The sequence below is a fragment of the Thalassovita gelatinovora genome (assembly GCF_001458355.1).
GTDB lineage: Bacteria > Pseudomonadota > Alphaproteobacteria > Rhodobacterales > Rhodobacteraceae > Thalassobius > Thalassobius gelatinovorus.
Window position 1 is genome coordinate 175,572 of record NZ_CYSA01000025.1, and the last position, 23,284, is coordinate 198,855.

A 23,284-nucleotide genomic window follows, 5' to 3' on the forward strand; every position below is an offset into this window, starting at 1 on the left:
TCCTCCTGTGACCGAGTAATTAGCGGGCAGCCACGCCAACGGGACAAGGACGGACAAGCAAACATTCCGGCACAGGACATCCCTCCGAACCTGCCAAAGGTCCGGTTTGCCCACTGCGGCGCCACGCACGAATTGCGCCAAAATCACAGTTTGGAGGAAATCACCCCGGTCGCGAACCCGCCCATGCGCAGTTCGCCATAAAGACGCTGATATTCGATCTTGGGGCAGCGGTTCATGATCACATCGACCCCGCGCGCCCGCGCCGTTTCCGCCGCTTGCGCATGTTCGACGCCGATTTGCATCCAGATCGTCTTGAGCTTGGGAAAGCACTCCAATGCCTCGTCGACGATGGGGGGGACGTGTTCAGATCGACGGAAGATGTCGATCATGTCAACCAGTCCTTCGATATCGCGCAAGGACGCCTGCACCGTGCTGCCGAAAAGCATCTTGCCGGAATGGCCGGGATTGACCGGCACCACGTCATAGCCCTTCAGCGACAGATAACGCGCCACGTAATAGGATGGCCGCACCGGGTTCATTGACACCCCTACGACGGCAACGCGCTTGCTGCCGCTCAGGACCCGTTTCAGGAAATCATCGGAATACTGTTCGCTCATACCCAAGCGATACCGCGAGTCACGTTTCAGGGGAAGTCCGTTCCGTTTAAAAAAGAAAAAGCGCCCAAGTAACCTTGGGCGCCAGTTACGGAACGAGGGACAGTGAATGAGGCCGCGAAGGTTCCGATTTCGCGTCTCTGTCAAATAAATAGGGTCAAAATGGAAAGATGTAAGAGCAAGTAAAGCAGCTGTGAAGTCAAAGTGGCTTTTTTACTGGCCGCAGCAACATTCCGTTAGGCTCTCTTGAATTTTAGAAATTTTGCAGATCCGTGCTACCGTAGGGCGTAAATCCGATACGGAGTATCTTATGCAACAGATATTGAAAATGGCTGTGAAAGGCCCCGCAGGTCGGTCCGGAGATCCCGACCCAATCCCGCTCAATGCCAGACAGATCGCCGCCTATGTCGGTTTGGTCGCCTTTTCCTTGCCTGTCATTCTCTACACGGCGTCCTGGCTGGACCCTTATTGCCGCCCCAGTTCGATCAGTCATTCTTATTACATCCCGTTCTGGGGCAGCTATTTTGTTGGGGCGCTTGGCTTTATTGCCGTTTTTTTATTCTGCTATCCGGGTCATACGAAATGGGATAACCGGCTGGCCTCGCTTGGTGCAGTGGGGGCGCTGTTGACGGTGATCTTTCCCACCGGCGGGGATGGCTGCGCCGAAAGCTATTTCACCGGGCGCAGCTTGATCCGCAATTTCGAAGATACAAGCCTGACACCACCCCGACGCGGTCAGGACATTCTTTATCACTATGATCTGACCACTCTTTTCGGCTATGCTATCACGTCACAGACATTGCATTTCACCGGCGCGGCGCTGGTTTTTTCTGTGCTTGCCTATTTCGCGCTTTGGGCCTTTCGCCGCGACAATGGTGAAGGTGTGCGGATGACGGCCAAGGGCGACGTAGAATTGAGCTCACGCAAAATCCGACGCAACACGGTTTATCTGATCTGCGGACTAACCATCCTGGCCTGCATGGCGGCAATCGCGTTTTGGCCTGAGAAAACCAATGACGGCACCGCCGCGCTGTTTCCACCGATTTTCACGCTGGAAAGCATCGCGCTGTTCGCGTTCGGGATTTCTTGGGTGGTGAAAGGCCGGTTGCTGAAAACCTTGCGCGAAACCGGCTGATCCCGTCTACGTCTTCAGGGCCGGGCGGCGTAAAGCGCCACGGCAGCAGCATTGGATACGTTCAAAGACCCGAAGTTGCGGGCGAAATCGATCCGTACCAGCTTGTCGCAGGTTTCCTTGGTTTTCTGCCGCAGCCCCGGCCCTTCGGCCCCAAGCACCAGGGCGATGGGTTGATCGCGATGACCTTCGACGGCGTCTTCGATTACCGTCTCGGCTTCACCGTCCAATCCCAGGATCAGATATCCCATCGATCGCAGTTCTTCCATCGCCTCGGCTAGGTTCTTGACCCGCAGATAGGGCTGACGTTCCAACGCACCGCTGGCGGTTTTGGCCAATGCGCCGGTTTCCGGCGCGCTGTGATGGCGCGGGCCGATCACCGCCGAGGCCCCAAAAACTTCGGCGGATCGCAAAATCGCGCCGACATTATGCGGATCTGTCACCCGGTCCAGAAGAACCAACCGCGGCACCAGACCGGGTTGACCGGCGCAGACCTGATTTAACCGCCCCCAATCCAATGGCTTGACCTCAAGCGCCGCGCCCTGATGAACGGATTGCGGGTCGATTGGTGGCAAAAATTTCCGCGGATCAACGATTTCGGGTTCGATCCCCGCCACTTCAATGGCCTCGGCCAATTTATCATGGGCGTTTTTGGTCACCATCAGCCGCAATTTTTCCCGGGCCGGGTTCATCAACGCATCGCGCACCGCATGCAGACCGAACAACCACACCGTTTCCGAAGCGGAGGCCCGTTTTGCCTGTTCTTTTGCGACTACCCATTTTGGCTTCTTCATGACCCGATCCTTTCCCCGGAAACGTGCCCGCGTTAATGCGCCGTGACATCGCCGCCTGCAAGGGATTTTCTGGTTGACGCCCGTTTCAGACCACAGTAATCAGCCACTCACCAGACGGCAGCGCCGTCGGAAGTGGGCGACAGGCCGCAAGGTGTGGCAGGGGACTGTAACTCCCTCGCGGAGACGCACGCCTGGTTCGATTCCAGGGTCGCCCACCACTTCATCAAAAAACCAAGTAAAAACAATGCATAGGTGTCCCGCGCCGTGTAAAATGGGCGGAAATAGAATCAATAGCTTACAAGCAGAGTGCCCCGCAAATTCATTCAGAGGACGACGAGAATCTGCCCAGTTCCCACCATATTCAAATCTCGACAACTTATCCAAGACGCCCGCAAACAGAACAGAGCAACGTTTATCGTAAACAGCCCAACACACAGGTTGTTGTGCGCCGCTAGAAAGCGAGGTGCTCCCGCGCAAGGGGAAACAGCTACGCGCTTATAGTTAACTCAACCTTTACATGCTGTGCGTAACGTGGTCTCGCCAATGACAGAGGTGCGCCATGGAAATCTCTTTGGAAACCACTCCATTTCTTGAACGTGAAGTCGCGGTTGCCTTGTGCATATCAATCGGTGAGGTGCGAGAATATTGCAAATCCGGGCTTTGTGGACACTCAGTACAGCTTTTGACCGGGTTCGGCACGGTTTTGGATCTTCCCAACTTTTTTGATGTTGTTCAGCTTGGTATCATCCATAGCTTGCGGCGTATAAATCGGGTTCTGCCTGGATTAGCCGCTGTGGGAGATGAGGTCGCAGATACTCTTGCCCTCTTCTTATTGGATACCGATGATCCAGATCCCCTTGGCCCAAGGTGTTGCCGACGATTTATTCAGTCCATGTCAGACGACGCTGAGAGTGGTTTTCTCGAAAACTATTTTTCGCTACAGGAACATGAACGAAGATTGGTGGCCCGTAGCGTTGTCAGAACCTGCTTGTGCATTAGACAGCGCATATTTTTAGTTTCGTCATCAAAGCTTGTGAAGCTCGACGAGAGGGTAAATGCGTTGATCCGCTCAGGCCAGAATGATCCTCGCGCTAGGTTTCGAGCGTTTGCCAGGCATTCACCAACTGCGGTTGTTGTGCACGAGGCTGTCGCGCAATCGATGCATTAGCACCTAGCTTTACCGTAGAACGGTGAACCAATGCGCGTCGCATGGATGCGCCGTATTAAGCTCAAATTGCATCCACTTTAATGGTATAGTGTGATCTCGGGTAACAGCGGTTTAACTGCACCGAGATAGAAAAAGCACGTCCAGGCTACACCAGATTGGACGTGAACAGAAGCCAAGTAAGCCATTTGAAGTGGCGCTTCGAATATCCAGCGGGGTGAAAAATGCTTCAGTTACTTGCCATACTTGGCATCACCCTCGTGGGCGCGATGGTTTTTGACCTCTCGTCCGATGAAGAAGGCAACGATTCGAGCGAAGATGATCCTTCCGAGGAAGATTTTGGCGATGTGCAGATCGATCCAGAGATACTCCCCATTGATGATATCTTGTTAGGAACAGAAGGGGATGATGATCTCACAACAGCCCCTGACGACGCGCAGTCGATATTCACCGCCTCAGAGTCTCTTGAGGACCATGTGAATGATGACGCGGAAACGGTATCGGCCCTTGAGGGGGATGACGAGATCGAAATCGGAAATGGTGATCAAGCTTTTGGCGGGCCGGGATCAGACATTTTTGTCGCCAATTACAGTTTCGAAAACGGTCTGGGCGCGGCGGTTGTCGAGGATTTCGAACCGGAAACAGAAACCATCGCGCTTCGCATTGGTGGCGCTCCATCCAATGCCCTACCCGACCATGAAACATTCAATCTGGAAGACGACATTGAGGTAGAAGAGAGTCAGGAAGCTGGCACCACCATCTTCGTTGAGGGGGAGGCTGCATGCGAGTTGCCCGATGTAACAGGACTGACCGTTGTATGGGCGCAAAATGAAGTCTCACCCGATCACATCATGGATTCCAATCAGACGTTTTTCAACTTGGATGGAACGCCGTTTGATGGTGTGCGCAACGATATCGATGTCGTTGTCTATCGTTTCTACAACTATTCGTCATAGTTGAAGCATGCTCTTAATGACAGCTTTCGAAATTATAAATAATTCTCATTATTTCAGCTACTTAAGTTCAGAATTATTTAATTAAACAATGGCAATCTAAGACCTGTCAACAAGGCAGGTTCCCATGGTTGTTCTGTATGCGAATTCGGTATCTTCTACGCCCTATACCCAAGATGTTTTTGGAGGCAATATTCTCGGCACTCGGGATACGCTTGGCGAAGGCAGCAGCTTTGAAACCGTCGCGGAACGGTTGAACATTACCAGTTTTCGCTATCCGGGCGGCTCGATTTCCGAGCACTATTTCGACATCACTGACCCGAACGCGACGTCCGCGACGCATACCAATGGGGAGGATACTGTAAACCTGCTGCCCCTCGGCGACTTCTTTGGGTACTTGGAGGAAAACCGCTATGCGGCGTCGATCGTTATCCCAACGCGATCCTACATATCTGAAGCAAATGATGCCCAGGGAAACCGGTTTGCCGCTGTGGACGAGGATGCGTTGCGTGGCTTTGTCAATGATGTACTTGACGGCGTGTATGGCCTGGTATCGATAGACGCGTTCGAAATTGGGAATGAATATTGGAACAGTGGCGGAATGACCTCGCTTGAATATGGCCGGGTCGCCGCTGAAATGTGCGCGATTATACATGATGCACTCATCAATCACCCTGGCTACGAAGCTCTCTTTGCAACGCCCAGAGTGTTGGTGCAGATGGGGGCCGATTATGGCTTCGCCGATCTTGGGACGCACTACGCTGATGTCGGAGATGGCGCAGCCCAACTGGCAGCCTTCAACGCCGACTATGGCTTCAGCTTCGGAGAGGAATACATCTACGGCTCTGGAAAGGTGAAGTGGTCACTTCTTGCCAACGAAATCATCATCAGGGAGTTCGAGAACAGCGCATCGTTAGACAATGTCGATGGCGTTGTCGCCCATGTCTACTCGCGTGGTGCTGAATTACCAAATAGCAGATATTTTTCTGTGAGAACCATCGATAGTTCCTGGGGAAACTACATTGATGATCTGTTTGTTCATATCACGGAGTGGAACCAGTCAGCGTCCACCAGAGCTTTGGATCATGAAGACGATTTCGGGCTTATTCAAGCGCATGAGATGCTGAATATTCTGGAAGTTTTTTCCGACTATGAGGTCGGCTGTGCTCGTGTCTGGCCGCTACAGCAGAACACTGCAAATGACTTGAGTGGAGATGTTGGTCAAACCGAACTGACGGTGCCGGGTCAAATGTTTGCGCTCATGTCGGAACATTTGATCGGTACACGCCCGATTCAGCTAAACTCTGACACACGTCAGCTAGAGGATGAGATCTCTGTGGATGGCGCAGACATCCACGCGTTCTATGCTGTGGACCGTTTGGTGTTGTTTGTCGCTTCCACGAGTGAGAGCGGTGCAGATTTGACGCTGAATCTTAGGCGGCTGATTACTGATGAGGTGGAAGTAAGTGTGGCCATCCTTGGAGTGCAGGATGGGCAAAATCCAACAGACACTTCATCGGCCGCTGAATTGGTTAATGTTGCGTCCGACAACGCCTACCGAAATCAGTATCTCTCGTTGAACCTCGATTCCTATGAAATCGCATTGGTCGAGATTCGCGATCCCACCTACACCGCTGCATTTAACAACTTGGTGGCAGACAATAATATCGATGCTGATCGTACACTGGAAGGTACTCACAGAAACGATAGCTTATATGGGGGAGATGGCCACGACACTCTGTTTGGAGGTGATGGTGATGATTTCATATTTGGCGGAGAAACAAATGCCGACGTTGCCGACGTTGCCTATGGTGGTGGCGGCAATGATAGGATCGACGGCGGGCGTGGGAATGACGAATTGCGGGGTGATGGCGGAGCCGATACCATCATCGGCGGTTTCGGCTCTGATACCCTAATCGGAGGTGCGGGAGACGACATACTTACTGGTCAAGCTTGGTCTGACCTCATCATAGGCGATGGCGGAAGTGACTTCCTGAACGGTGGTTTCGGTTACGACCGGTTGCATGGTGGTGAAGGCGGGGACTATTTCTTCCATTTGGGCGTGCGCGAGCATGGATCGGACTGGATCCAGGATTATGATGCCGCCGAAGGCGATGTGTTAATATTTGGGGGCAACGCCACCCGCGACCAGTTCCAAGTCAATTTTACCGAAACCGCGAATGCCGGTCTCTCAGGAGTGCGAGAGGCGTTCGTAATCTATAGACCAACTGGTCAAATCCTTTGGGCCTTGGTCGATGGTGGCGCACTGGACGAGATTAGTATTCTAATCGATGGAGAAGCCAACAATCTTCTTGTGTAGTCACAACCTTATCACAAGATTTCGATTCTTCTGCCCGATACTTGAGCTAACGTGTTGGGCGATCGTAGACAAACTCCATTAACCTTTTGTTAACACTTGGCCGAACATACTCCGAGTGTTCATTTACTTATTTTGTTCAGTCACGGCAGATTCACAATGAATAATATTATATTATTTATTTATTTAGTCGTTTTGCTGGCAGTTCCGGCATTGGTTGGCCTTTGGCACATCTGGCAATTATACATCTGGCCGTTTGTTGTCCCGCGCGAAGATCTTCAGATGCTTGCTCACCAAGTCCTTTTCAAATATGGCGCGAATGCGTTTGAGCAAACTCAAGAGCTGCAACGCCAGGCATGGATCAAGGGCAATATCAAGGAACAAGGTGTTTGGCGGCGAGTTGGGCGTCTCTTGTAGCCAATTTTGGTTTTTCAATCATTCGCGCAACTTGAAGCGATTGGTCGCTCTACGGTCCCTCCTGCAAGACGTCGTAAACGGCCCAGAGCTGCCTTTCACCTGCCGATCGGGATGCTGCGGTGCGGCCCGTCAAACCCGCCATTCGCTGCAGCAGCAAAACTTGAAGCAGCGAAGTCGATGCAAGATCGCTAGTGGGAAAGTCCGTCTTCCGCTTAGCCCCTCATGGGTGACCTGAGCTAGAAACTGGATTGACCACATGGGCAAGTATTTTACAAAAAAGATAAGAGCACACTGGACTCGGCGAGCTTGATGGCGGATTTTCGCGACATGTCTATCCAAAGGCCGTTCAAAGTTAGCACACACCTAAAGGACGTAATCGGGCGCGATCTGGTTACGAATGAATTCGTCGCTATTTTTGAACTCGTAAAGAACTCAGTGGACGCAGGTGCTACCCTGATCCAACTTGAGATAGATCCTGAGTCAGACGCAATTCGGATTGTTGACGATGGCAAAGGGATGGACGTTGATGACATAGCTGAGAAGTGGTTGTTTGTAGCTTATTCAGCGAAAGCTGACGGCAGCGAAGATGACGGCACCGGAGACTACCGAGATAAGATCAAGTCCGTCGGTGGCTACGCAGGCAGCAAAGGTATTGGTAGATTTTCCTGCGATACGTTGGGCTCATCACTGGAACTGTTTTCCAGATCGAAAAAGACCTCTTCTACCGCTGTCGGCCTTTCAGTTGATTGGGAAAAATTCGAACTTGATAGCAAGGACGAGTTCAAAAATGTTCTTGTAGACATAGACGAACACACTGATTTCCCCAGTTTGGGCGCAGCAACAGCGCCAAATGGCACCGGAACAGTCCTGGAGATCAGTGGACTGCGCCATCACTGGGACGAAGCCAACCTAAAGAAGTTGCGGGCCTATCTTGCCAAGCTTATCGATCCATTTGGGACCACAGATTCAATCAATGTTGTTACCTATCTCATAGGTTCAGATGAACACGACGAATTGAACGGCCCTATTGGCAACAACATTGCAGATGTCCTTCGCGGCAAGACATCACGAATTAAAGTCACCATAGAAAAAGGAAATGTTGTTACTGAGCTCGTTGATCGTGGTCGCAGAATCTACAAAATCTCAGAACCCAATCCTTATTCGGAATTGGACAGATGTGATGTTTCTGGGGAGGTTTTCTACCTGAATCGAAGCGCGAAAGCTACATTTGGACATCGCATGAAGGTCACTTCCGTCGAATTTGGAAGTATTTTTCTTTTCTTGAATGGATTTCGAATTTTCCCAATCGGTGAAGAACGAGACGACACTTTCGGCCTCAACCGAAGAAAGCAGCAGGGCACATCAAGATACCTAGGCACTAGAGATGTCTTAGGCAGGGTCGATGTTGGTGCCCCTCCGAAGATGTTTCGAGAAGCGTCGAGCCGCGATGCAGGCTTAATCGAAGATGCCAATAGCAGAGCCCTTTTCGACGCCATTCTCGAAAAAATGATCAAGCGCCTTGAGCGCTATGTTGTTGGGGTGAATTGGAAAGACAAGGCTGATCAGGGGCGAGATACTCCTGAAGGGCTTGAAGGCGATCCAGCGAAGGCCAGAATTCTTCAAATCGTCGGAGGTCTTGCCCGCACCAAAGAGTTGGAGATACTAGATTTTGATCAGGACATTCTCGATCTAGCCGATGCCAAGGAAGCCGCCACGGAGAAGGCACTGTCAGACCTCATTTCCATCGCGGAAAGAGATGGCGACACAAATCTTTTGAAGCGTATTGAGCAGACCCGCGCAAGAATTGCTGAGCTCGAAAAAGCGGAAGCAGAAGCTCGCAAAGAGGCAAATCGGGTTGCTGAGGAACGAGCACAATCAGACGCGCGGATTGTTCAGCTTGAAAAGCAATCCCGTTATCTCGCGGCTAGCCAAAACTTGGATGCCGAACGTATTCAATTACTTCTGCACCAAGTTAACATTTATTCTGGTCATGTAGCTTCAAGCACCACTCGAGGACTAAGCGGTGCTCAAGATGCGATGAAAATGCTTGCTGACGCAGATGAGATGGAACCTGACGATTTTGAAGATTTGGCTGGTGCCCTGAGAAAAATTCTGCGCACTCTAATGGATGACTTTTCCTATATCCGTCTGGAAAACAATCGTCTTCAGACCATTTCGCGCTTTGCCCCGAATATCAAAGTCGATCTTGAAACAAGCCATATTCAAGGTGACATTATTGAGTATCTCAACGAGTATTTTGCGGTAATGCTGGCGGACACCGGAAGAGCACCCAGAGTTCACTTTGAGTCCAAAGTTGATGCGTTGGAGTGCGAGTTTTCACCATTTGACCTTGCGGTCGTCGTCGACAATTTGGTCGATAATGCCAGAAAGGCGAAGGCCCAAGACATCTGGTTCATAGCTCAGCCGTCGCAAAGCAAAGGCAAGCTTGAGCTTCGGGTAAGTGATGATGGCCAGGGTTTCGATCTTGATAGAATTGATCGAGATCGGGTTTTTGAAAAACACTATACTGGTACACACAACGGGACCGGCCTTGGCCTATTTCATGTAGCGCAAGTTCTTGAAGAGATGGGTGGGGGAATTCGGTTCGATCCGAAATCTGACACCGTTCGAGCTGATTTCATTATTACAATTCCGGAGAAAGCCAAGTGAAGCTCCAGTTCGGGTTATTGTGGATCGAGGATAACTTTTCGCCACAAGAAGAAGAAGAGATACGTCGAGGCGCAGCTGATGCCGGTTTCGAGCTTGAAATTACCGTTTCAGTGGATGGCGCTGACATAGTGGAGTTAGCCAAGCGCCAGCGAAGCTATCACGCTTTTGACTTGGTACTTCTCGATCTCGGGCTTGCCGGAGGTGTCCGAGGTGATGAACTGGCCCCGGAGATACGTCGATTGTTTCGCTCGACACCAATTCTATTCTACAGCAGCGGCGATACTGAGGCGGGCCTGCGGGACCGGATGGCGAAAGACCGGATCGAAGGTGTCTTTTGTGCTAACCGGGACAACTTTACCGCTCGAGCAAGTGAGTTGATTCAGGACTACGCTCATACGCTCAACAGATTGTCGGGAATGCGTGGGTTGGCGATGGAGGTTGTTGCTGAAGTTGATGTGATTTGCAGGAAGGTTATCTTGGAGCTAGCTGTCGGGGACGCGGAGGGGATTGCGACTAGCTTCCTTGATAAAGCGGTTTGCGACCAGTCAGCGGCAAACCTTGCAAAATTCCCAGCGCAGACCAACCTATCCGAACGAATTGATCATCCAGCTACCGACAGTATGAAATCCTTCAACCTATTTAGGGAGTTGCTCCGGAAACACATTGCGAGCATGCCCGACGGAGAGGCAAAAGACGAGCTCAGAGCACTTCGGGCGGCAACAAAAAACTACCGCGATAGCGTCTTAGAAGTCCGCAACGTCTTGGGCCACGCTCTTGAAACACGTAATGACAAAGGTTGGCTAATTCTAGATCGAAACGGGAAGCCTTTCATGACCGTCGACGACTTCCCAGGCCATCGGAGCACCTTCCTTAGTCAATTGAGAGCTGTCCGGCAGATTTCTGATATCTTGATCACGAAGGACTGATGCGATGGTTTCACCAATAGCTCTTGCCAGAAGCGGCGGGACCGCATTCCCAACCTGAGTGTACCGTGGACAATCGTACTTCCTTCGGTGCCCCCCAGTTGTATACGGGCCGCAGAACTTAAACCAATCCGGAAAAGACTGTATCCGGGCGTGCTCACGAACGGTCATTGTTCTAGGCTCACTGTAGTGGACAAGATCATCTGGTAGCGTCGTGATGGTCGGAGCAGGTTGAGTAGGGTCTAACGGGGTAATCGAGCGCTTTTTGATCCTAAAACGTTCCCGATCTTCTGGGGAAATGCATTGTCCAAGAGGACAGTTTTCTAAAATGTCTTTAAATCGTTCCACTAGGCGATCAGAGTGTCTTGCCAGCCTCATATCCGACGGCTTGCCAGGCCAACCATCTCTCATCAAGCGCAGATATGCGGACTTTGTTTTTGGGGCTTTGTAGTCCAAAGCCTTAAACCCACGCGATCCAAAGTCTGGGTCATCGATTAGAACACCAGTTCGGGTCTCCAAATCAGACAACGCTTCGAAAGTAGATGTCGGTTTCAGACTAAGGCCGAGCTTCTGTAAGAAGTGTTTTCTGCCTACTTTAAGCCGCTCTACAGGGTTTACCCCCGGCAAGGACCCTTTTTCGATACCTATAAGCAGGTATCTTGGCCTTCGCTGTGGCACCCCATAGTCTGAGGCTAGAACGATTGTTTCAAAAGCATCGTAGCCAAGCTCATCCAACTTTGCCTTGGCAAAGTTTGGATAGTTACCGTGCGCTTCGTGAGGCATTGAGGCAAAACCTTGGACGTTCTCTAATAGAACAGCTCGTGGTCGCACCAAATCGACGAAAGCAAAATAGGCGTTGATCATCTGACTTCGAGGATCTGAAGGGTCTCGCCGTCCATTCATGCTGAAGCCTTGGCAAGGCGGACCGCCTGCTACGAGGTCAACTCTCCCACGAAGCTGCTTCAATTCAGCGTTCTTGCCACCTACAACATCGAGAATGTCATGCGCGCTCTGATCGAGCCATTTGGGCCATCTCTGCTGGTAGTCTTTCCCGACGACTAGGTTGCGATGATAGGTAGCATAAGCGTGGGGGTGAGCCTCGATTGCAAACAAGTGCTTAAAGCCTGCTTGCCCCAGGCCCAACGACAGCCCGCCGCATCCTGCAAAAAGATCGATGCAAGTATAGTTCATTGCAGCCTTATACAAGCTGTTTGCACTTGATGTCCAGGTTCTAGCACTTGATGTGTTCCTGAATTCTTGTCTGACAACCAAGATGTTACCTTAACGAGCATGCTCCGTGGTGCGCAGGCAATTTTGACCACGAAATGACAATGGCTTTTAAGCGACGGCCTTGCAAGCAGCGGATATCAGTTCTTACAAAACCGGTTGCACACTGACACCGCCAGTTCGTCACAAATCAACTTGAAAAGTCCGCTTAATATAGTTCCACTTTGATTTCGCACTCGCAGCGAATTCACACTTCCCGCCCATCCCCGCCCCCCCTGGGTCACTTAACGCCGCGCCGCGCCATCCGGTCGCGGATCTCATCTGCCAGCGCGGCTCCGGCCATGCCGACCGCCAGAATGGCGATGATCCACACCCAGGGCGGTGCTTCGTTATGCACCGTGACGGATTGAACCGCCTCGGCGCGCACTCCGGTTTCACCAGCGCTCTGCTCAATCGAGCGCGCCTGTGGCCGGACGATCTTCTGATCGGTGACGGCGGTCTGCCCGATCGCCTGCACATTGGTCCGGCCCCCCTGCCCGTTCGCCGCGACGTTCGGGCCGCCGCCGGTCAGCAGTTTGACCGCGGTGGACGGGCTGCAACCCGCGACCGACAGGACCAGCGAAAGCGCGATCCAGCGGATCACCTCACGCCTCGTTCACGCTGAGAACCGCGCCGGACGCGTCCAGCACCGGCAAGGGGCGCTGATAGGCGGCGGGCCATGTCGCGGGCCAGCGCCGCGCCAGAACGCGGCTGGCCGCCATCCAGCTATCGCGGATCATGTCACCCTGGTTGCCGCCCCGGATCCGGTAGCGACTGCCGTCCGCGCTGCGCCCGATGGCAAAGCCGACATGCCCACCCTTGCCCCGGCTGAACACGAAGACCGCGCCGTAAACGTCCCGGCATGCGATCCCGAACCCGGTGAAGTTTCGCGCCCAATACGGGTTTGCATCCAGCCGGTCGGGCCAAGCTTCATCCGGTAGCGCCTTTTTCAGAGCCGTGGCGGCGGCATCGCCGCACCATGGAAACTGTGCCGGATCGCCCAAAGTGGCCCCGTCAGAGCGCAGCCAGGCGCGCACGGCGGCATTGTCGCGGACCTCGTGCAGACCGATGAATTTGGAAATCTCGACCAGCCACGGCGGTTCCGGCGCGGTGTCTGGGCCGAACCGGGTCGGCATCGCCTCGACCACGGCACCCTGCAACGCGGCCAGCGTGATCGGCCCAACATAGGGCCGTTGACGGAACCCGATCCGGCGCTTGAACGCAACGATCGCGGCGTCGGTTTTCGGCCCCTTGATCCCATCGATCGGGCCGGGATTGAAGCCAAGCGTTTTTAGCGCGCGCTGCAGCCAGCGCACGTCGAATGTCTGTGACATGTCAGATCCTCAGTTGATGAAAAGCGGCAGGACCAGCAGCAGGATCAGCCCGATCGACAAGCCAATCCGCAAGGTGCGCCACATGTCCGATGCCGGATCGGTTTTTTCCCGGCGGATGTGATGGCGCATCAGTCTTCCGCCGTCGTGATGGTTTTGCCTTCGATCATCCGTTCGATGATGGTGACAGCTATCAGCCCGACGATGAATGCCGCCGCGCAGAGCGTCCCCAGGGCGGTTTCCATGCCATCCGGCAGATCGCCGATCCATGGCCGGGCCAGCATCGGGCCAAGAACGCCGACGCCGAAGGCCGTGGCCCCGCCGATAAAGCTGACCCGCAGACCTTCGCGCCATGTGGTTCGGATCGTAGCCGATCGAACCATGCCGCCCAGGACGCCGAAAAAGGTCAGTAGCGCCCCGCGCTGGTTGAAGATTTGAGCGAACAAGTTCGGGTCATCCATCGGCCCTACCCCCTCATAAAAAAACCGGCCACAGGGCCGGTGCATCTGGTGACTGGTAATGCAGCACAACGGCTCAGAGCCTGTTACAGCCGGAAATGAGATTTCGCGTAGTTGTCGAACAAATCCCGCAAATAGGTCTTATCCCACAAGTCTGCATTCCAGATTGCCAGCGACCCCACGTACCCCTTGAAAAAATTACCCCCTGTACCAGAGCTGCCCAAGGTGGCATCACCGTTCGGCGGCGTCAGGCGAGACCCGGCAATGTCGTCCTGTGCAGAGATGGCCCCCGAAATGATCGATGCAAGCGCCGCGATGGTGTCAGCCGTGACGTGGACGATTGTCGCGCTAACGGCGATGTTTGGGATATTCACAGACACGTCATTATTGTACGCGCGCATTGTATAGTTCGCATGGTAGACGTTCGGGCCGCTGTCACTGGTATCTGTCAAGATGATCTTGGACGTCCCATCATTGGACGTTTCAAAGAAGACCATCGACGCCGACCAGCGCGGGGCACCAGTGAACAGACCGACGCTTTGCATAGTGTTGGCAATACCGTCGAAATACAGCCCCGCACGTGTACCAAACGCCCCGTCGATATATGTTGGCCTGGCCGTAGTTGCTGCTGTCCAGTCGAGACCGTTTTTAACGCCAACGAGATTTGCACACCGATTAGTGTCCTCCAGCGTCATCCGGCTGGTGTCGGTGGCGTCGAAGAATTCGCGCAGTTCCGGTTGGGCAAGCATTTGCGCTTCGGCGGCGCTGCTGCTGTATTCGGTCAATGTCGGGAGATCCACACCAGCAGGCAGATCGACGTTGAATTCAAACTTAGCTCCGGTCATTTTTTAGGTTCCTTATACGTGAGTGTATTCTTGGGCGATTGCGTGATTGAAGAGATTGTTGGATGTGTACGACCCCACCTTCGGGTCTTCGTCATGGATGCAGCTTCGGGTTCCACGCAGGCGACCGGAGTAACCAGAGTCCCCGTTGTGGATCGCGTTGGACAGGCGGTTTCCCGCAACGATGTTGGCAGAGCATTGGATGGTTAGCTGCCTGTCGCCGGTTTGCGTGACCGACCCGATGGTGGTCGATGCAGCATCGACCAAATTGAAGCCAAGATTGCCGGGGTCCGCGATGGTCGTGGTGTCGTCCGAAACGATGGCCCCGACCGGGCAGGTGTAATCCAGCACGAATGTGTCGTTATCCACGGTGACATCGGTCCACTGTGTGGGCTGCCAGTCTTCCCCCTTGAATACGATCTGGTAGAGCGCCTGAGCTGTCTTTTCCCCGGCGTCACGATGACCGTTCACGTCGTAGTGGCTTTGGTATCCGCCCTCAAGAAAGGTGTGCTGGTATTGCGGCCCGATGATGAACATGTCGGTCCGGCGCTTCATCGCGGCAAGCTGCAACAGAGGCGTGGTGAACCCGTCCGGGTTGCTTTCCATATAGCGCGCGATACTGGACGTCTGGAACATTGCCAGCACCAGCTTGTCGGTTTGATCCAAAGCCGCCAACATATCGACGTTGCTGTCGTCCAACCATTGCTCCACGTCGTCATCCCAATTCAAATCGAGGGTAATCGAATCGGCTTCCCCTTGGTTTAGAATTTTTGCCAGAACGCGTGTTCCACCGGGAAGCTGTGCGGCGTAACCAAGCTGGGTGATGATCCGCTCGTATGCGCCCTCTGTTCCACCCTTCCACAGTTCTTCGATCTGCTTGCCGCCGATGGCGTGACCCAGCATCAGCAATTTCATGGCGGGGCGATAACGAAGCAGGTCTTGGGCGCAAGACGAAGCTTGGGTCTGGTAGTCTTCCTCGGCCAGAGGCACAATTTCTGGGCCAATGTCTTCGTCATAGCGCCCAATAGGGCCATTCACGAATTTGAAAGCACGTTCTTCATCGAACGGTACGGTATCGACTGCCGGATTCGCGCCGCCGTCCATGTTTGATTGCCCCTCGTGAACGAACCCCTCGAACGCGGCCTTGGTCCCATAGGCCACCTCATAGTCGCTCGGGTCTGCGATCGAGCATTCATAGCGCAGGGCCACACCACGTCGCCGGGTGGACATGAACTGCACTCGACCATGACCGACATAGCGACCATGCGCGTTGTCACCGGTCTCGGTCAGGCGCGTTTCGACATTGCCTTCCAGCGCATAAATATCCCCGGCGCGCTCGTATACCAGAGGTCCGGCTGTCTTGGCCTCAAATTCGTGATCCTTGTTGATATAGAACCACGACTTGCCGGTCGGGCCAAAAGACAACAGAGACCCCAAGCTATTGTCCCCCAGAGGACGGACTTTGCCGCCGGGGAAGTACATATCGCCGTATTTTGAGACGCCAAAAAACAGCTTTCCGGCCCGGTTCGTAATGGAATGGATCAGGCCCAGGCTGTTCGCCACGCTCACCCGCATCCTGTACGGCCCGATATATAGCGACCCATCCGGCTCAACTGCGAAGGGGACGCGACGGGTTCCCTTCGCCCCGAACGTCACCATCGCATTGAGGCTATTCGCCCCGAGGGCGTACGCCTTGGCGACAAGATCAAGAATACTGTCGCTAACCTTACCATCTGTGGAGGCATCAATTGCGGCCTGCAAATCAGCGACATCCTCGATAGCATGGCCGTGCCCCGCCGCGCTCTTGCCAGCAAGTTCGGAATTGGCCTGCCCGACCACGGCATTGACCTTGCCTTCGATCTCGGCAACGTCCAGCTCTTTTGGATCCGACCCGGTCAGGGTCAGATTGATTTCATCAATCGGCATTTGATGCTCCGCTTTATGTGATGGTCAGTGTGAAAGGACCGGCGGACCCGCTGTCGCTGCCGGTTTGAGTGACTGGCACCAGCCAGAAATCATATGACCCGGATGCCATCGGCCCCGCCGTCACATCGATCGCCGCGCCGGGCGCGAATTCCTGCAGCCCCAGAACCATGGCGGCGGCGCTCAGATCGCTGCCCACCGCGCCGCGATAGACCCGGACGCCACGGAACACGGCGCTGGCAGGCGCGGTCGCGGTGAAATTCGCCTCGCCCGCGCCAGCCGTCGCCACGACCGAGGCCAGCGTGAAGGCGTAATAGATGCCCGTCACGTCGCGCCAGTCGCTGCGCCCCGCTTCGGCCACGGTGCGCACCCGCGCCGCATGCGGCTGGGAGATGTCCGAGACAGGCAGATGGAAAAACACATCACCCACCCCGTCGATCACTTCGGCATCGACCGACCCGCCGCTTTGATAAGCATCGGTTCCGGCCTTCCATTCCCATTCATAGGCCAGCACCCCGGCGCTGCCGGACGGGTCGAAGGCAAAGCGGAACCGCGGGATGATCGCACCGCCGGTATCAAGATCGACACCCGGCCCACTGGTGACAGACAGCACCCCCGGCAACTGCACCCCGTCGCGGGTGCCGTCATAGGGCGGATCAACGATCGGTTCCTCATCCGTTGCCGGATCCCAGGCGAACACCTCCTGCGACGTCTCAATCAGAACCACAGGACAGCGCAGCGCGTATCCGTCGGACCCCACCGGGTCAGCGGCGGGATGTGCCTCGGCAACTTCGTAAGTCCCGTTCATATGCGTCCCGTAAGGGTCAGGCAGGCCCAGCGGCACGATCGACCCTGTCATTGCCTCGATATTGCGCGGCGGCGCGACCAGCGTGGCGGATTTCTGCAGCCGGTTCTGCTTGCCCAGGATGTTGCGCACCCGCTGCGCCTGAGTGCCGCTGCGACATAATCCGAGGTCAATCGTCTTGATCTTCGGATTGCCACCGTCCGCCGCCGCTGCGCCCGGAATATCCCACGGCCTCAACTCGCCCGCCTCGCCCCCACGGGTCAGCGGTGAATAGGTCACGCGCAACTGCGTCCACAGGTCGTCGCTTTTGCGCAGGCTCTTGAAGCTCAGCCCGTCAAGGCTTTGTTCGATCGCGGGCAGCGGTGTACGCCATGCGCCGGGAATGACCCCCAACCTGCCCCCGACAAAGCTTAACCGGGCTGCACCTGTCATCGCCATCGGCGTCAGCAGATCCTCGATTTCACTGCCGTCGAAGACCACAACGCCGCTAATCGTGTAGCGCGGTTCGGACCCGCCCGATTGCAGCGGCATGACGTCATCCGAACTATCCGCCCAGCCTTCGAACTGATCCCGCATCACGAAGGTCAGGTCATAGGGCCGAAACGGGTTCATCCGCGCCGCGTCGAGAGTGCAAAGCGACAGGTTCTCGCGCCATTCCCATGTGGCCGGATCGTCTGGATCCTGCGCCGGGTCGCGCATGTCCCAGACCTTGGTAAACTTGCCTTCCAGATCCAGTTGCGGCGTGGAGGCAGGCCAGCGTTCGGACCGCTGCCCGGCACGGCCCGCCTTCAGCCGGGCAAAGACCAGCGTCGTGCCCTTCCCCGCATCGCTGGCCTTCCACAGCAAATCGTCGCCGCCTTCGATCCAGCCCGCTTCGGTCAGGAAAACTTGCGGCGGCTGGGTCTGATCACCGCGACCGATCCAGATCGTGACGTGATCCAGGAACGGATCGTTGGTGGCGACAGCCCCCGCGCCGGTCATGTCGTAAGGATCACCCGACAGCTCAACCAATCGGTTGTCGAGATAGACCGAAAATTCGCCGTGACTTTCGCGGCTGCTGACCAGCCAGCAGGCATAAGCATACTCGCCTACAACCGGCCAAGGCAGCACCGTGCCCGGCGCGCGCCACAGGCCATAAGGGAACCGCACTTCGGGCAACGACGTCGGAAAGCGCAGATCGCGCTTGGTGTCTTCCTGACTGCGCCCGGCCAGCCTGTTGGCGACATGATTGATTGCCATGCTGGCAGCAAGACGGATAACCGCCGCGCCGACCGCGCCATAGGTGGCGGTCAGCGCCGCCCCCATCGTCACACCGTTCTGGATCAGCGCCCAAACCGTGGTCAGCCCCATTCCGGCATCCCCCAACAGATCGCGTCAGCGCGCATGACGATCAATTCCCCATCCCCATGCACCGCGAATTCCCCATCCCCAAGGCACAGGCCAAGCGCCCAGGTCCAGCAATCGCCGGGCACACTCAACAAGCCAAGAACACCCGGCAGCGATGCGGAGATCACCAGCCCGGCATCTTCCATGTGACGCCCGATGCAGGCCCGCGCACCGCCATTGCGCCGCACGTAAAGCGCCGCGCTCAAAGCGCTGTCATAGCTTGGAACGGCGCGCATCGGATTGACCGACCACAACTGACAGAAAGCCGCGCAGGCGGCATGGCAGCAATCCGAGCGACCCCAGACAAAGCCCCCGGACATGCAAGACAGGGCCGCATCCAGCGCGGCCTGCCGTGACACCGATCTGACCCCTGTCATGGGGCGGGCCATTGCGGCGGGTTTGTCCGCCATTTCGCGGCATGCGCCACCCGGCGAAACAGCGTGTCGCCGGGATACGCTGCCTGCTGCGCCTCATCAGAATGCACGATCCGGGCGGATGACCGCGCCGAAGGGCCGGATTTCACCTGCAGCGACAACCGCGCCGCCGTGCGATCTGGCGACAGTTCGAAGTTGTTTTCGTCAATCGCGCCCGCGAACGCTTCGAACGGATCGCCGATCAGCACGTTGCCGCCCGCCTTGGTCGTGCAGCCGACCCAGATTTGCACCAGCCGCCCGCGCGCCTGTTGTTCAGCCACATCGCCCAGCACCTCGGCAATCGGGCCGACCAGCTGCAACACTGCCTCGCCCGGAACCAGGCCGATATCCTCGCCCGGCACGGACACCTTGCCGATCTTTCCAAGCCCTTTGTACAGATCGCCGCCCCATGTCAGGTTGCCGCGACCCGAATGCACCCGCAGCGGCGTGACCGGCCAATCCACATGCAACAGGGCAATGGGATGAAACATCGGCTTCGATAGCTCAGCCAGCAGGACAGGATCGACAACGCGCTTCAAGTCCATGGAACATCGACCTCAGTGAACCCGTCGGGGTATTCGTCTTCAAATATTTCGGTCAGTTGGAAATCATAGCTGTATCCACCCGAAAGCGGCTGCGAGGCGCTTGGGAATTCCTCGATATAGAACGCGATGCTTTCTTCGCGCCCGATCACCACCGACCCGGACGGCAGCGCCGCATCCAGATAGATCCGCGCCGCGCCGGTCGCATCCGACTGGTAGCGGCCAATGCAGCGCGCCGTATGACCATCAACGCTGACGGCCTCGGATGGCAGCGCCACCAGAGTGTTCGGCGCGAACCCTGTGCAATCGAGATAATCGAACCCGTTAATCCCGGCTGTTCCGATGATTTCATCACCGGCCACCAGGTTGACCGTGATTGCGCCATCCTTCAGCAAAGCATCGACTGGTCCGGCAACAAAATTGACCTGTTGTTGACCGCGCACCCCCAGGCGATGCCCCAGCCGCCACCAATGGCGTGGCTTCGGTTTCATCCGCACGAACGGCTCCTTACCGTCAAGGATCGCTTTCAGAGCTTCGATATAACCGCCGCTTTCCCCACGAAATGCCACACCGGAAACCATCGCTGACACCTGCCTGCGGGTTGGCTCTGACTGGCTGAACACCGGCGTTCCTTTCAGATCGCGGACCATCTGCACCGGACGGCTGATCGTATGCGCATGGCCGATCAGCCCGACCGGCGGCCATGAATAGACGTTTGGCATTACATTCCCCAGCCGGACTTTGTCTTGGACATGCGGTCCAGCGCCAGCTCAGCGCCGCGCTGTGAGATCGGCGCGGACGCCTCTGCAACTACGTTGCCAGCCACGTCACGCATAACGGCTACGAAACTGTTCACACTCTTGTCGAACCCAATCGACATGGCGAACCGCTGTGCATTGGAAGCGCCGCCTACGACCCCGCCGGTCATCCGTTTGGAAATGTCGCTTGGAACGATCCGGCTGTCATTTAGCATGTCCAGAACTCCCCCCATTCGAGACAGCGGCATGATCTGTTTGGACCCCGCCTTGCTAATCAAGCCCGTAATGCTTTGAGACTTCGACAGCAGACCACCCCCGGGAAACAGACTGTCAAACAGGTTGCTGGCCCCAATCTGCGCCCACTTTGCGAACATATCGGCCAACGCCTGTTTTAAAGATTTTGCGCCGGTCACCAGCTCGACAAATGCCGACTTTCCCGCACTGCGCATTCCCTTCAATCCATCGGCCACCTTAGACGCACTGTCCTTGACTTTTTTCAGGGCACCAGATCCGCTACTTCCGGTATTTTGCAGACTGTTTCCAAGATCATCAGAGGCGGTTTTAGTATCCCCCAACGCACTCTCTGCCTCCGCCGCCGCTTCGGTGACCTGCTGGCGCAGAGCCTCGATCGAAGAAAGGGGCGAAGCTGCCAAATCCCGAAGGCTTTCCGCAATTCCGCGATAGGTATTGGCCAGACCTCTTTCGCTAGCGGCACTCCCCCGCAAACCCGTTGAAGGCGGGTCGAAATAGCGCTGATTGAACGCCTCGGAAAATGCCTCACCAGCCGCCGCGCCCGCATCTGCCGCCTCGCCCGCAAACTTGTTCGGCAGGCCCTCAAAACTGACCTCATCCAGAAGCCCGACCTTGGCCTGTCCACCTGCCCAATCAGGTAGTTTTGCCAAGATCGTGTTGATTTTCTCAAGAAATGAGTTGATCCGCGTAACCACCCCGTTCAGCAGGCTTTCCACACCGCCAACAACCGAGTTCGCCGCCTGGATCACCAGATCCCCAATCGCAGCCGGAAGCTTTGACCAGGCAGTCTTGATCCCCTTATAGGCCCCGACAAAGGCCCCAATGGCACGGTTGCCAAAGGTCACGGTGCCATCAATTGCCCCATCCAACGCCTCAAGGATCGCCGCCTTAATATCACCCCAGCGGGCGGCGACGGCATACGCCATCGACTGCGCCCCGAGCTTCATACGGTCCCATACCTCTGCCGCGACCGGTTTCAGCGCCGTAAGCGCTTCGCCAAACCCGCCAGTTGTCTCAATCAGGTCAGCAAAAAAACCGATCCCTTTGCCGACCCCCTGAAAGAGGGTCTGAAAGATGCTCACAACCGATCCAGCAAGGCCAAGAAAACCTGCAACAGCGCCCTCGCCTTCCGACAAGCTTTGCACCCAACCGACAAATTCGCTCGCTGCAGCGCCCGCAATACGGATCAGATCAAATGCAACAGAGGTAACCGAAGAAATTTGCTGACCAATCGCTGCCAGCCCTAGGTTCAAAGCCCCGCCGCCCCGCAGCAGCTCCGCAAACCCCTGAGAAACTTCTTTCAGGAACGGTGCCAAGCTGACGGCCAGCCGATTTCCGAGCGCCGAGGTGGTCAACCCGATCTTGGAAATGGCATCATTGGCTTCCTCCACCTTCGCAGCATCGGTTTCCGAAAGGGCAAAACCAAAGGCCTCCATCTCGGCCTTGGCCTGACGTAGTGCGGCCCCATCGAGACGGCTAAAAATCACCCCCGCACGTGCGCCAAACAGGTCTGAGGCCACAGCCGCGCGCTGCGCTGCTGGTACGTATTTTTCCATTGCCTCCTGGATCGCGATCAAACGCTCATCCAGCGGCAATTGCTGAAGACCTTCGGCGTTGAGTTTCAGCATCGCCAGCGCCTTGACGGCAGGCCCCGATCCTTGGGCGGCCTGAGATAGCCGCTTGGTCAGGGCGATTGTCCCCTGTTCCACCTGCCCCATAGAGACGCCCGTCAAATCTGCAGCACGTTCCAGCACCTGCATCGAGCTGACAGAGGTTCCAAGCGAGCGCGCCAGCTTGGCTTGCGCGTCGATATTGGCCATAGCACCCCGCACGGCGTTAACCGACAGGGCAGCCCCCATCGCAACCGCCAGCGGGCCAATCATACCGCGCACGGCACCGACAAAGCCGCGAACGCTGCCCTTGGCGTCCCCCAATCCGCGCTTGAACGGGCCGTTATCCAACCCAAGCACAGCCTTCAACCGGCCCGCAAAGCTCATGTATCTTTCCTTTGTGCTAGATATTCAGGCCAACTGACCACCGCCATGCCCGTGCTGGCCGAGGTCAGAACGCTACCCAAGGCCTCAGGCGGTTGAGTAAGATCCTCACCCCGCAAGGCCGCGCAATAGCGATCAAGGTCTTTGCGTTCGACGTGAAACCCGACCCACGCGGCCTCAGCCGTGTCTGCGATCCGCTCTGCCCGGCGCTTTTGTGCGCCGCGCATGACGATCAGATAACGCCGCGGGGTCAGCGTCCAGAAAGTTTCCTCTGCAAACCCCGCTTCGCAATAAAGGGAATACAGGGATGCGATGGATTGCACCGCATC

General features: G+C 55.8%; 20 protein-coding genes and 1 tRNA gene. 7 read left to right on the forward strand and 14 right to left on the reverse strand.

The window, feature by feature from the left end; genetic code table 11:
- Window positions 1–143: 143 nt before the first annotated feature.
- The gene (locus TG4357_RS13110) at window positions 144–617 is read right to left on the reverse strand and encodes a CoA-binding protein (RefSeq protein ID WP_058263347.1); all 474 of its coding nucleotides are present in this window, start codon (window positions 615–617) and stop codon (window positions 144–146) included.
- A 325-nt stretch (window positions 618–942) separates the two neighbouring features.
- Between TG4357_RS13110 and TG4357_RS13115 the strand changes: the two genes are divergently transcribed.
- Window positions 943–1,749: a hypothetical protein gene (locus TG4357_RS13115; protein WP_158509077.1), complete on the forward strand. Its 807-nt coding sequence runs from the start codon at window positions 943–945 to the stop codon at window positions 1,747–1,749.
- Window positions 1,750–1,763: 14 nt separating this feature from the next.
- On the opposite strand, the gene rlmB is transcribed toward TG4357_RS13115, so the two are convergent.
- Window positions 1,764–2,540, reverse strand: a complete 777-nt coding sequence (gene rlmB, locus TG4357_RS13120) for a 23S rRNA (guanosine(2251)-2'-O)-methyltransferase RlmB (protein WP_058263349.1) — start codon at window positions 2,538–2,540, stop codon at window positions 1,764–1,766.
- A 134-nt stretch (window positions 2,541–2,674) separates the two neighbouring features.
- Between rlmB and TG4357_RS19530 the strand changes: the two genes are divergently transcribed.
- From TG4357_RS19530 to TG4357_RS19330, 6 genes are all read left to right on the forward strand, one after another.
- Window positions 2,675–2,758: transfer RNA gene (locus TG4357_RS19530), tRNA-Tyr, on the forward strand.
- 1,171 nt (window positions 2,759–3,929) lie between these two features.
- On the forward strand, window positions 3,930–4,661 hold the full coding sequence (locus TG4357_RS13125) for a hypothetical protein (protein WP_058263350.1): 732 nt from the start codon (window positions 3,930–3,932) through the stop codon (window positions 4,659–4,661).
- Window positions 4,662–4,785: 124 nt separating this feature from the next.
- A complete protein-coding gene (locus TG4357_RS13130; protein WP_058263351.1) occupies window positions 4,786–6,978 on the forward strand; it encodes a calcium-binding protein in 2,193 nt (730 codons plus the stop codon).
- A 156-nt stretch (window positions 6,979–7,134) separates the two neighbouring features.
- Window positions 7,135–7,392 (forward strand): hypothetical protein, encoded by a 258-nt coding sequence (locus tag TG4357_RS13135; RefSeq protein ID WP_058263352.1) that lies wholly within the window; start codon window positions 7,135–7,137, stop codon window positions 7,390–7,392.
- Between the two features lie 309 nt (window positions 7,393–7,701).
- Window positions 7,702–10,062 (forward strand): ATP-binding protein, encoded by a 2,361-nt coding sequence (locus tag TG4357_RS13140; RefSeq protein ID WP_199484654.1) that lies wholly within the window; start codon window positions 7,702–7,704, stop codon window positions 10,060–10,062.
- Window positions 10,059–10,988, forward strand: coding sequence for a response regulator transcription factor (locus TG4357_RS19330; protein ID WP_058263353.1), 930 nt, complete (start codon window positions 10,059–10,061; stop codon window positions 10,986–10,988). The genes TG4357_RS13140 and TG4357_RS19330 overlap by 4 nt, the downstream gene beginning before the upstream one ends.
- Here the strand turns inward: TG4357_RS19330 and TG4357_RS20075 are convergent.
- From TG4357_RS20075 to TG4357_RS13200, 12 genes are all read right to left on the reverse strand, one after another.
- Complete coding sequence (locus TG4357_RS20075; RefSeq protein ID WP_074646889.1) at window positions 10,869–12,176, reverse strand: DNA cytosine methyltransferase; 1,308 nt, start codon at window positions 12,174–12,176, stop codon at window positions 10,869–10,871. The genes TG4357_RS19330 and TG4357_RS20075 overlap by 120 nt on opposite strands.
- Before the next feature lie 316 nt (window positions 12,177–12,492).
- Window positions 12,493–12,855, reverse strand: a complete 363-nt coding sequence (locus TG4357_RS13150) for a bacteriophage spanin2 family protein (RefSeq protein WP_058263354.1) — start codon at window positions 12,853–12,855, stop codon at window positions 12,493–12,495.
- 1 nt (window position 12,856) lies between these two features.
- Complete coding sequence (locus tag TG4357_RS13155) at window positions 12,857–13,585, reverse strand: NlpC/P60 family protein (RefSeq protein ID WP_058263355.1); 729 nt, start codon at window positions 13,583–13,585, stop codon at window positions 12,857–12,859.
- A gap of 128 nt (window positions 13,586–13,713) precedes the next feature.
- On the reverse strand, window positions 13,714–14,043 hold the full coding sequence (locus TG4357_RS13160; protein WP_058263356.1) for a hypothetical protein: 330 nt from the start codon (window positions 14,041–14,043) through the stop codon (window positions 13,714–13,716).
- Window positions 14,044–14,126: 83 nt separating this feature from the next.
- Window positions 14,127–14,885: a hypothetical protein gene (locus TG4357_RS13165; protein WP_058263357.1), complete on the reverse strand. Its 759-nt coding sequence runs from the start codon at window positions 14,883–14,885 to the stop codon at window positions 14,127–14,129.
- Window positions 14,886–14,897: 12 nt separating this feature from the next.
- On the reverse strand, window positions 14,898–16,808 hold the full coding sequence (locus TG4357_RS13170; protein ID WP_058263358.1) for a sialate O-acetylesterase: 1,911 nt from the start codon (window positions 16,806–16,808) through the stop codon (window positions 14,898–14,900).
- A gap of 13 nt (window positions 16,809–16,821) precedes the next feature.
- Window positions 16,822–18,960 carry a phage tail protein gene (locus TG4357_RS13175; RefSeq protein ID WP_058263359.1) on the reverse strand — a complete coding sequence of 713 codons (2,139 nt, stop codon included), beginning with the start codon at window positions 18,958–18,960 and terminating at the stop codon, window positions 16,822–16,824.
- Window positions 18,951–19,373, reverse strand: a complete 423-nt coding sequence (locus tag TG4357_RS13180) for a DUF6950 family protein (protein WP_139193609.1) — start codon at window positions 19,371–19,373, stop codon at window positions 18,951–18,953. The genes TG4357_RS13175 and TG4357_RS13180 overlap by 10 nt, the downstream gene beginning before the upstream one ends.
- Window positions 19,370–19,954 carry a hypothetical protein gene (locus tag TG4357_RS13185; protein WP_058263361.1) on the reverse strand — a complete coding sequence of 195 codons (585 nt, stop codon included), beginning with the start codon at window positions 19,952–19,954 and terminating at the stop codon, window positions 19,370–19,372. The genes TG4357_RS13180 and TG4357_RS13185 overlap by 4 nt, the downstream gene beginning before the upstream one ends.
- Window positions 19,945–20,673 (reverse strand): hypothetical protein, encoded by a 729-nt coding sequence (locus TG4357_RS13190; RefSeq protein WP_058263362.1) that lies wholly within the window; start codon window positions 20,671–20,673, stop codon window positions 19,945–19,947. The genes TG4357_RS13185 and TG4357_RS13190 overlap by 10 nt, the downstream gene beginning before the upstream one ends.
- On the reverse strand, window positions 20,673–22,958 hold the full coding sequence (locus TG4357_RS13195; protein WP_058263363.1) for a phage tail tape measure protein: 2,286 nt from the start codon (window positions 22,956–22,958) through the stop codon (window positions 20,673–20,675). The genes TG4357_RS13190 and TG4357_RS13195 overlap by 1 nt, the downstream gene beginning before the upstream one ends.
- Complete coding sequence (locus tag TG4357_RS13200) at window positions 22,955–23,278, reverse strand: hypothetical protein (protein ID WP_058263364.1); 324 nt, start codon at window positions 23,276–23,278, stop codon at window positions 22,955–22,957. The genes TG4357_RS13195 and TG4357_RS13200 overlap by 4 nt, the downstream gene beginning before the upstream one ends.
- Window positions 23,279–23,284 lie beyond the last annotated feature (6 nt).

Coding starts and splice junctions, on each gene's coding strand:
- TG4357_RS13190 (WP_058263362.1), bottom strand. CDS start 20,673: ATGCCAAACGTCTATTCATGGCCGCCGGTCGGGCTGATCGGCCATGCG.
- TG4357_RS13180 (WP_139193609.1), bottom strand. CDS start 19,373: ATGACAGGGGTCAGATCGGTGTCACGGCAGGCCGCGCTGGATGCGGCC.
- TG4357_RS13170 (WP_058263358.1), bottom strand. CDS start 16,808: ATGCCGATTGATGAAATCAATCTGACCCTGACCGGGTCGGATCCAAAA.
- TG4357_RS13160 (WP_058263356.1), bottom strand. CDS start 14,043: ATGGATGACCCGAACTTGTTCGCTCAAATCTTCAACCAGCGCGGGGCG.
- TG4357_RS13125 (WP_058263350.1), top strand. CDS start 3,930: ATGCTTCAGTTACTTGCCATACTTGGCATCACCCTCGTGGGCGCGATG.
- TG4357_RS13115 (WP_158509077.1), top strand. CDS start 943: ATGGCTGTGAAAGGCCCCGCAGGTCGGTCCGGAGATCCCGACCCAATC.
- TG4357_RS13135 (WP_058263352.1), top strand. CDS start 7,135: ATGAATAATATTATATTATTTATTTATTTAGTCGTTTTGCTGGCAGTT.
- TG4357_RS13110 (WP_058263347.1), bottom strand. CDS start 617: ATGAGCGAACAGTATTCCGATGATTTCCTGAAACGGGTCCTGAGCGGC.
- TG4357_RS13175 (WP_058263359.1), bottom strand. CDS start 18,960: ATGGGGCTGACCACGGTTTGGGCGCTGATCCAGAACGGTGTGACGATG.
- TG4357_RS13130 (WP_058263351.1), top strand. CDS start 4,786: ATGGTTGTTCTGTATGCGAATTCGGTATCTTCTACGCCCTATACCCAA.
- TG4357_RS13140 (WP_199484654.1), top strand. CDS start 7,702: ATGGCGGATTTTCGCGACATGTCTATCCAAAGGCCGTTCAAAGTTAGC.
- TG4357_RS13195 (WP_058263363.1), bottom strand. CDS start 22,958: ATGAGCTTTGCGGGCCGGTTGAAGGCTGTGCTTGGGTTGGATAACGGC.
- TG4357_RS13165 (WP_058263357.1), bottom strand. CDS start 14,885: ATGACCGGAGCTAAGTTTGAATTCAACGTCGATCTGCCTGCTGGTGTG.
- TG4357_RS13185 (WP_058263361.1), bottom strand. CDS start 19,954: ATGGACTTGAAGCGCGTTGTCGATCCTGTCCTGCTGGCTGAGCTATCG.
- rlmB (WP_058263349.1), bottom strand. CDS start 2,540: ATGAAGAAGCCAAAATGGGTAGTCGCAAAAGAACAGGCAAAACGGGCC.
- TG4357_RS13155 (WP_058263355.1), bottom strand. CDS start 13,585: ATGTCACAGACATTCGACGTGCGCTGGCTGCAGCGCGCGCTAAAAACG.
- TG4357_RS20075 (WP_074646889.1), bottom strand. CDS start 12,176: ATGAACTATACTTGCATCGATCTTTTTGCAGGATGCGGCGGGCTGTCG.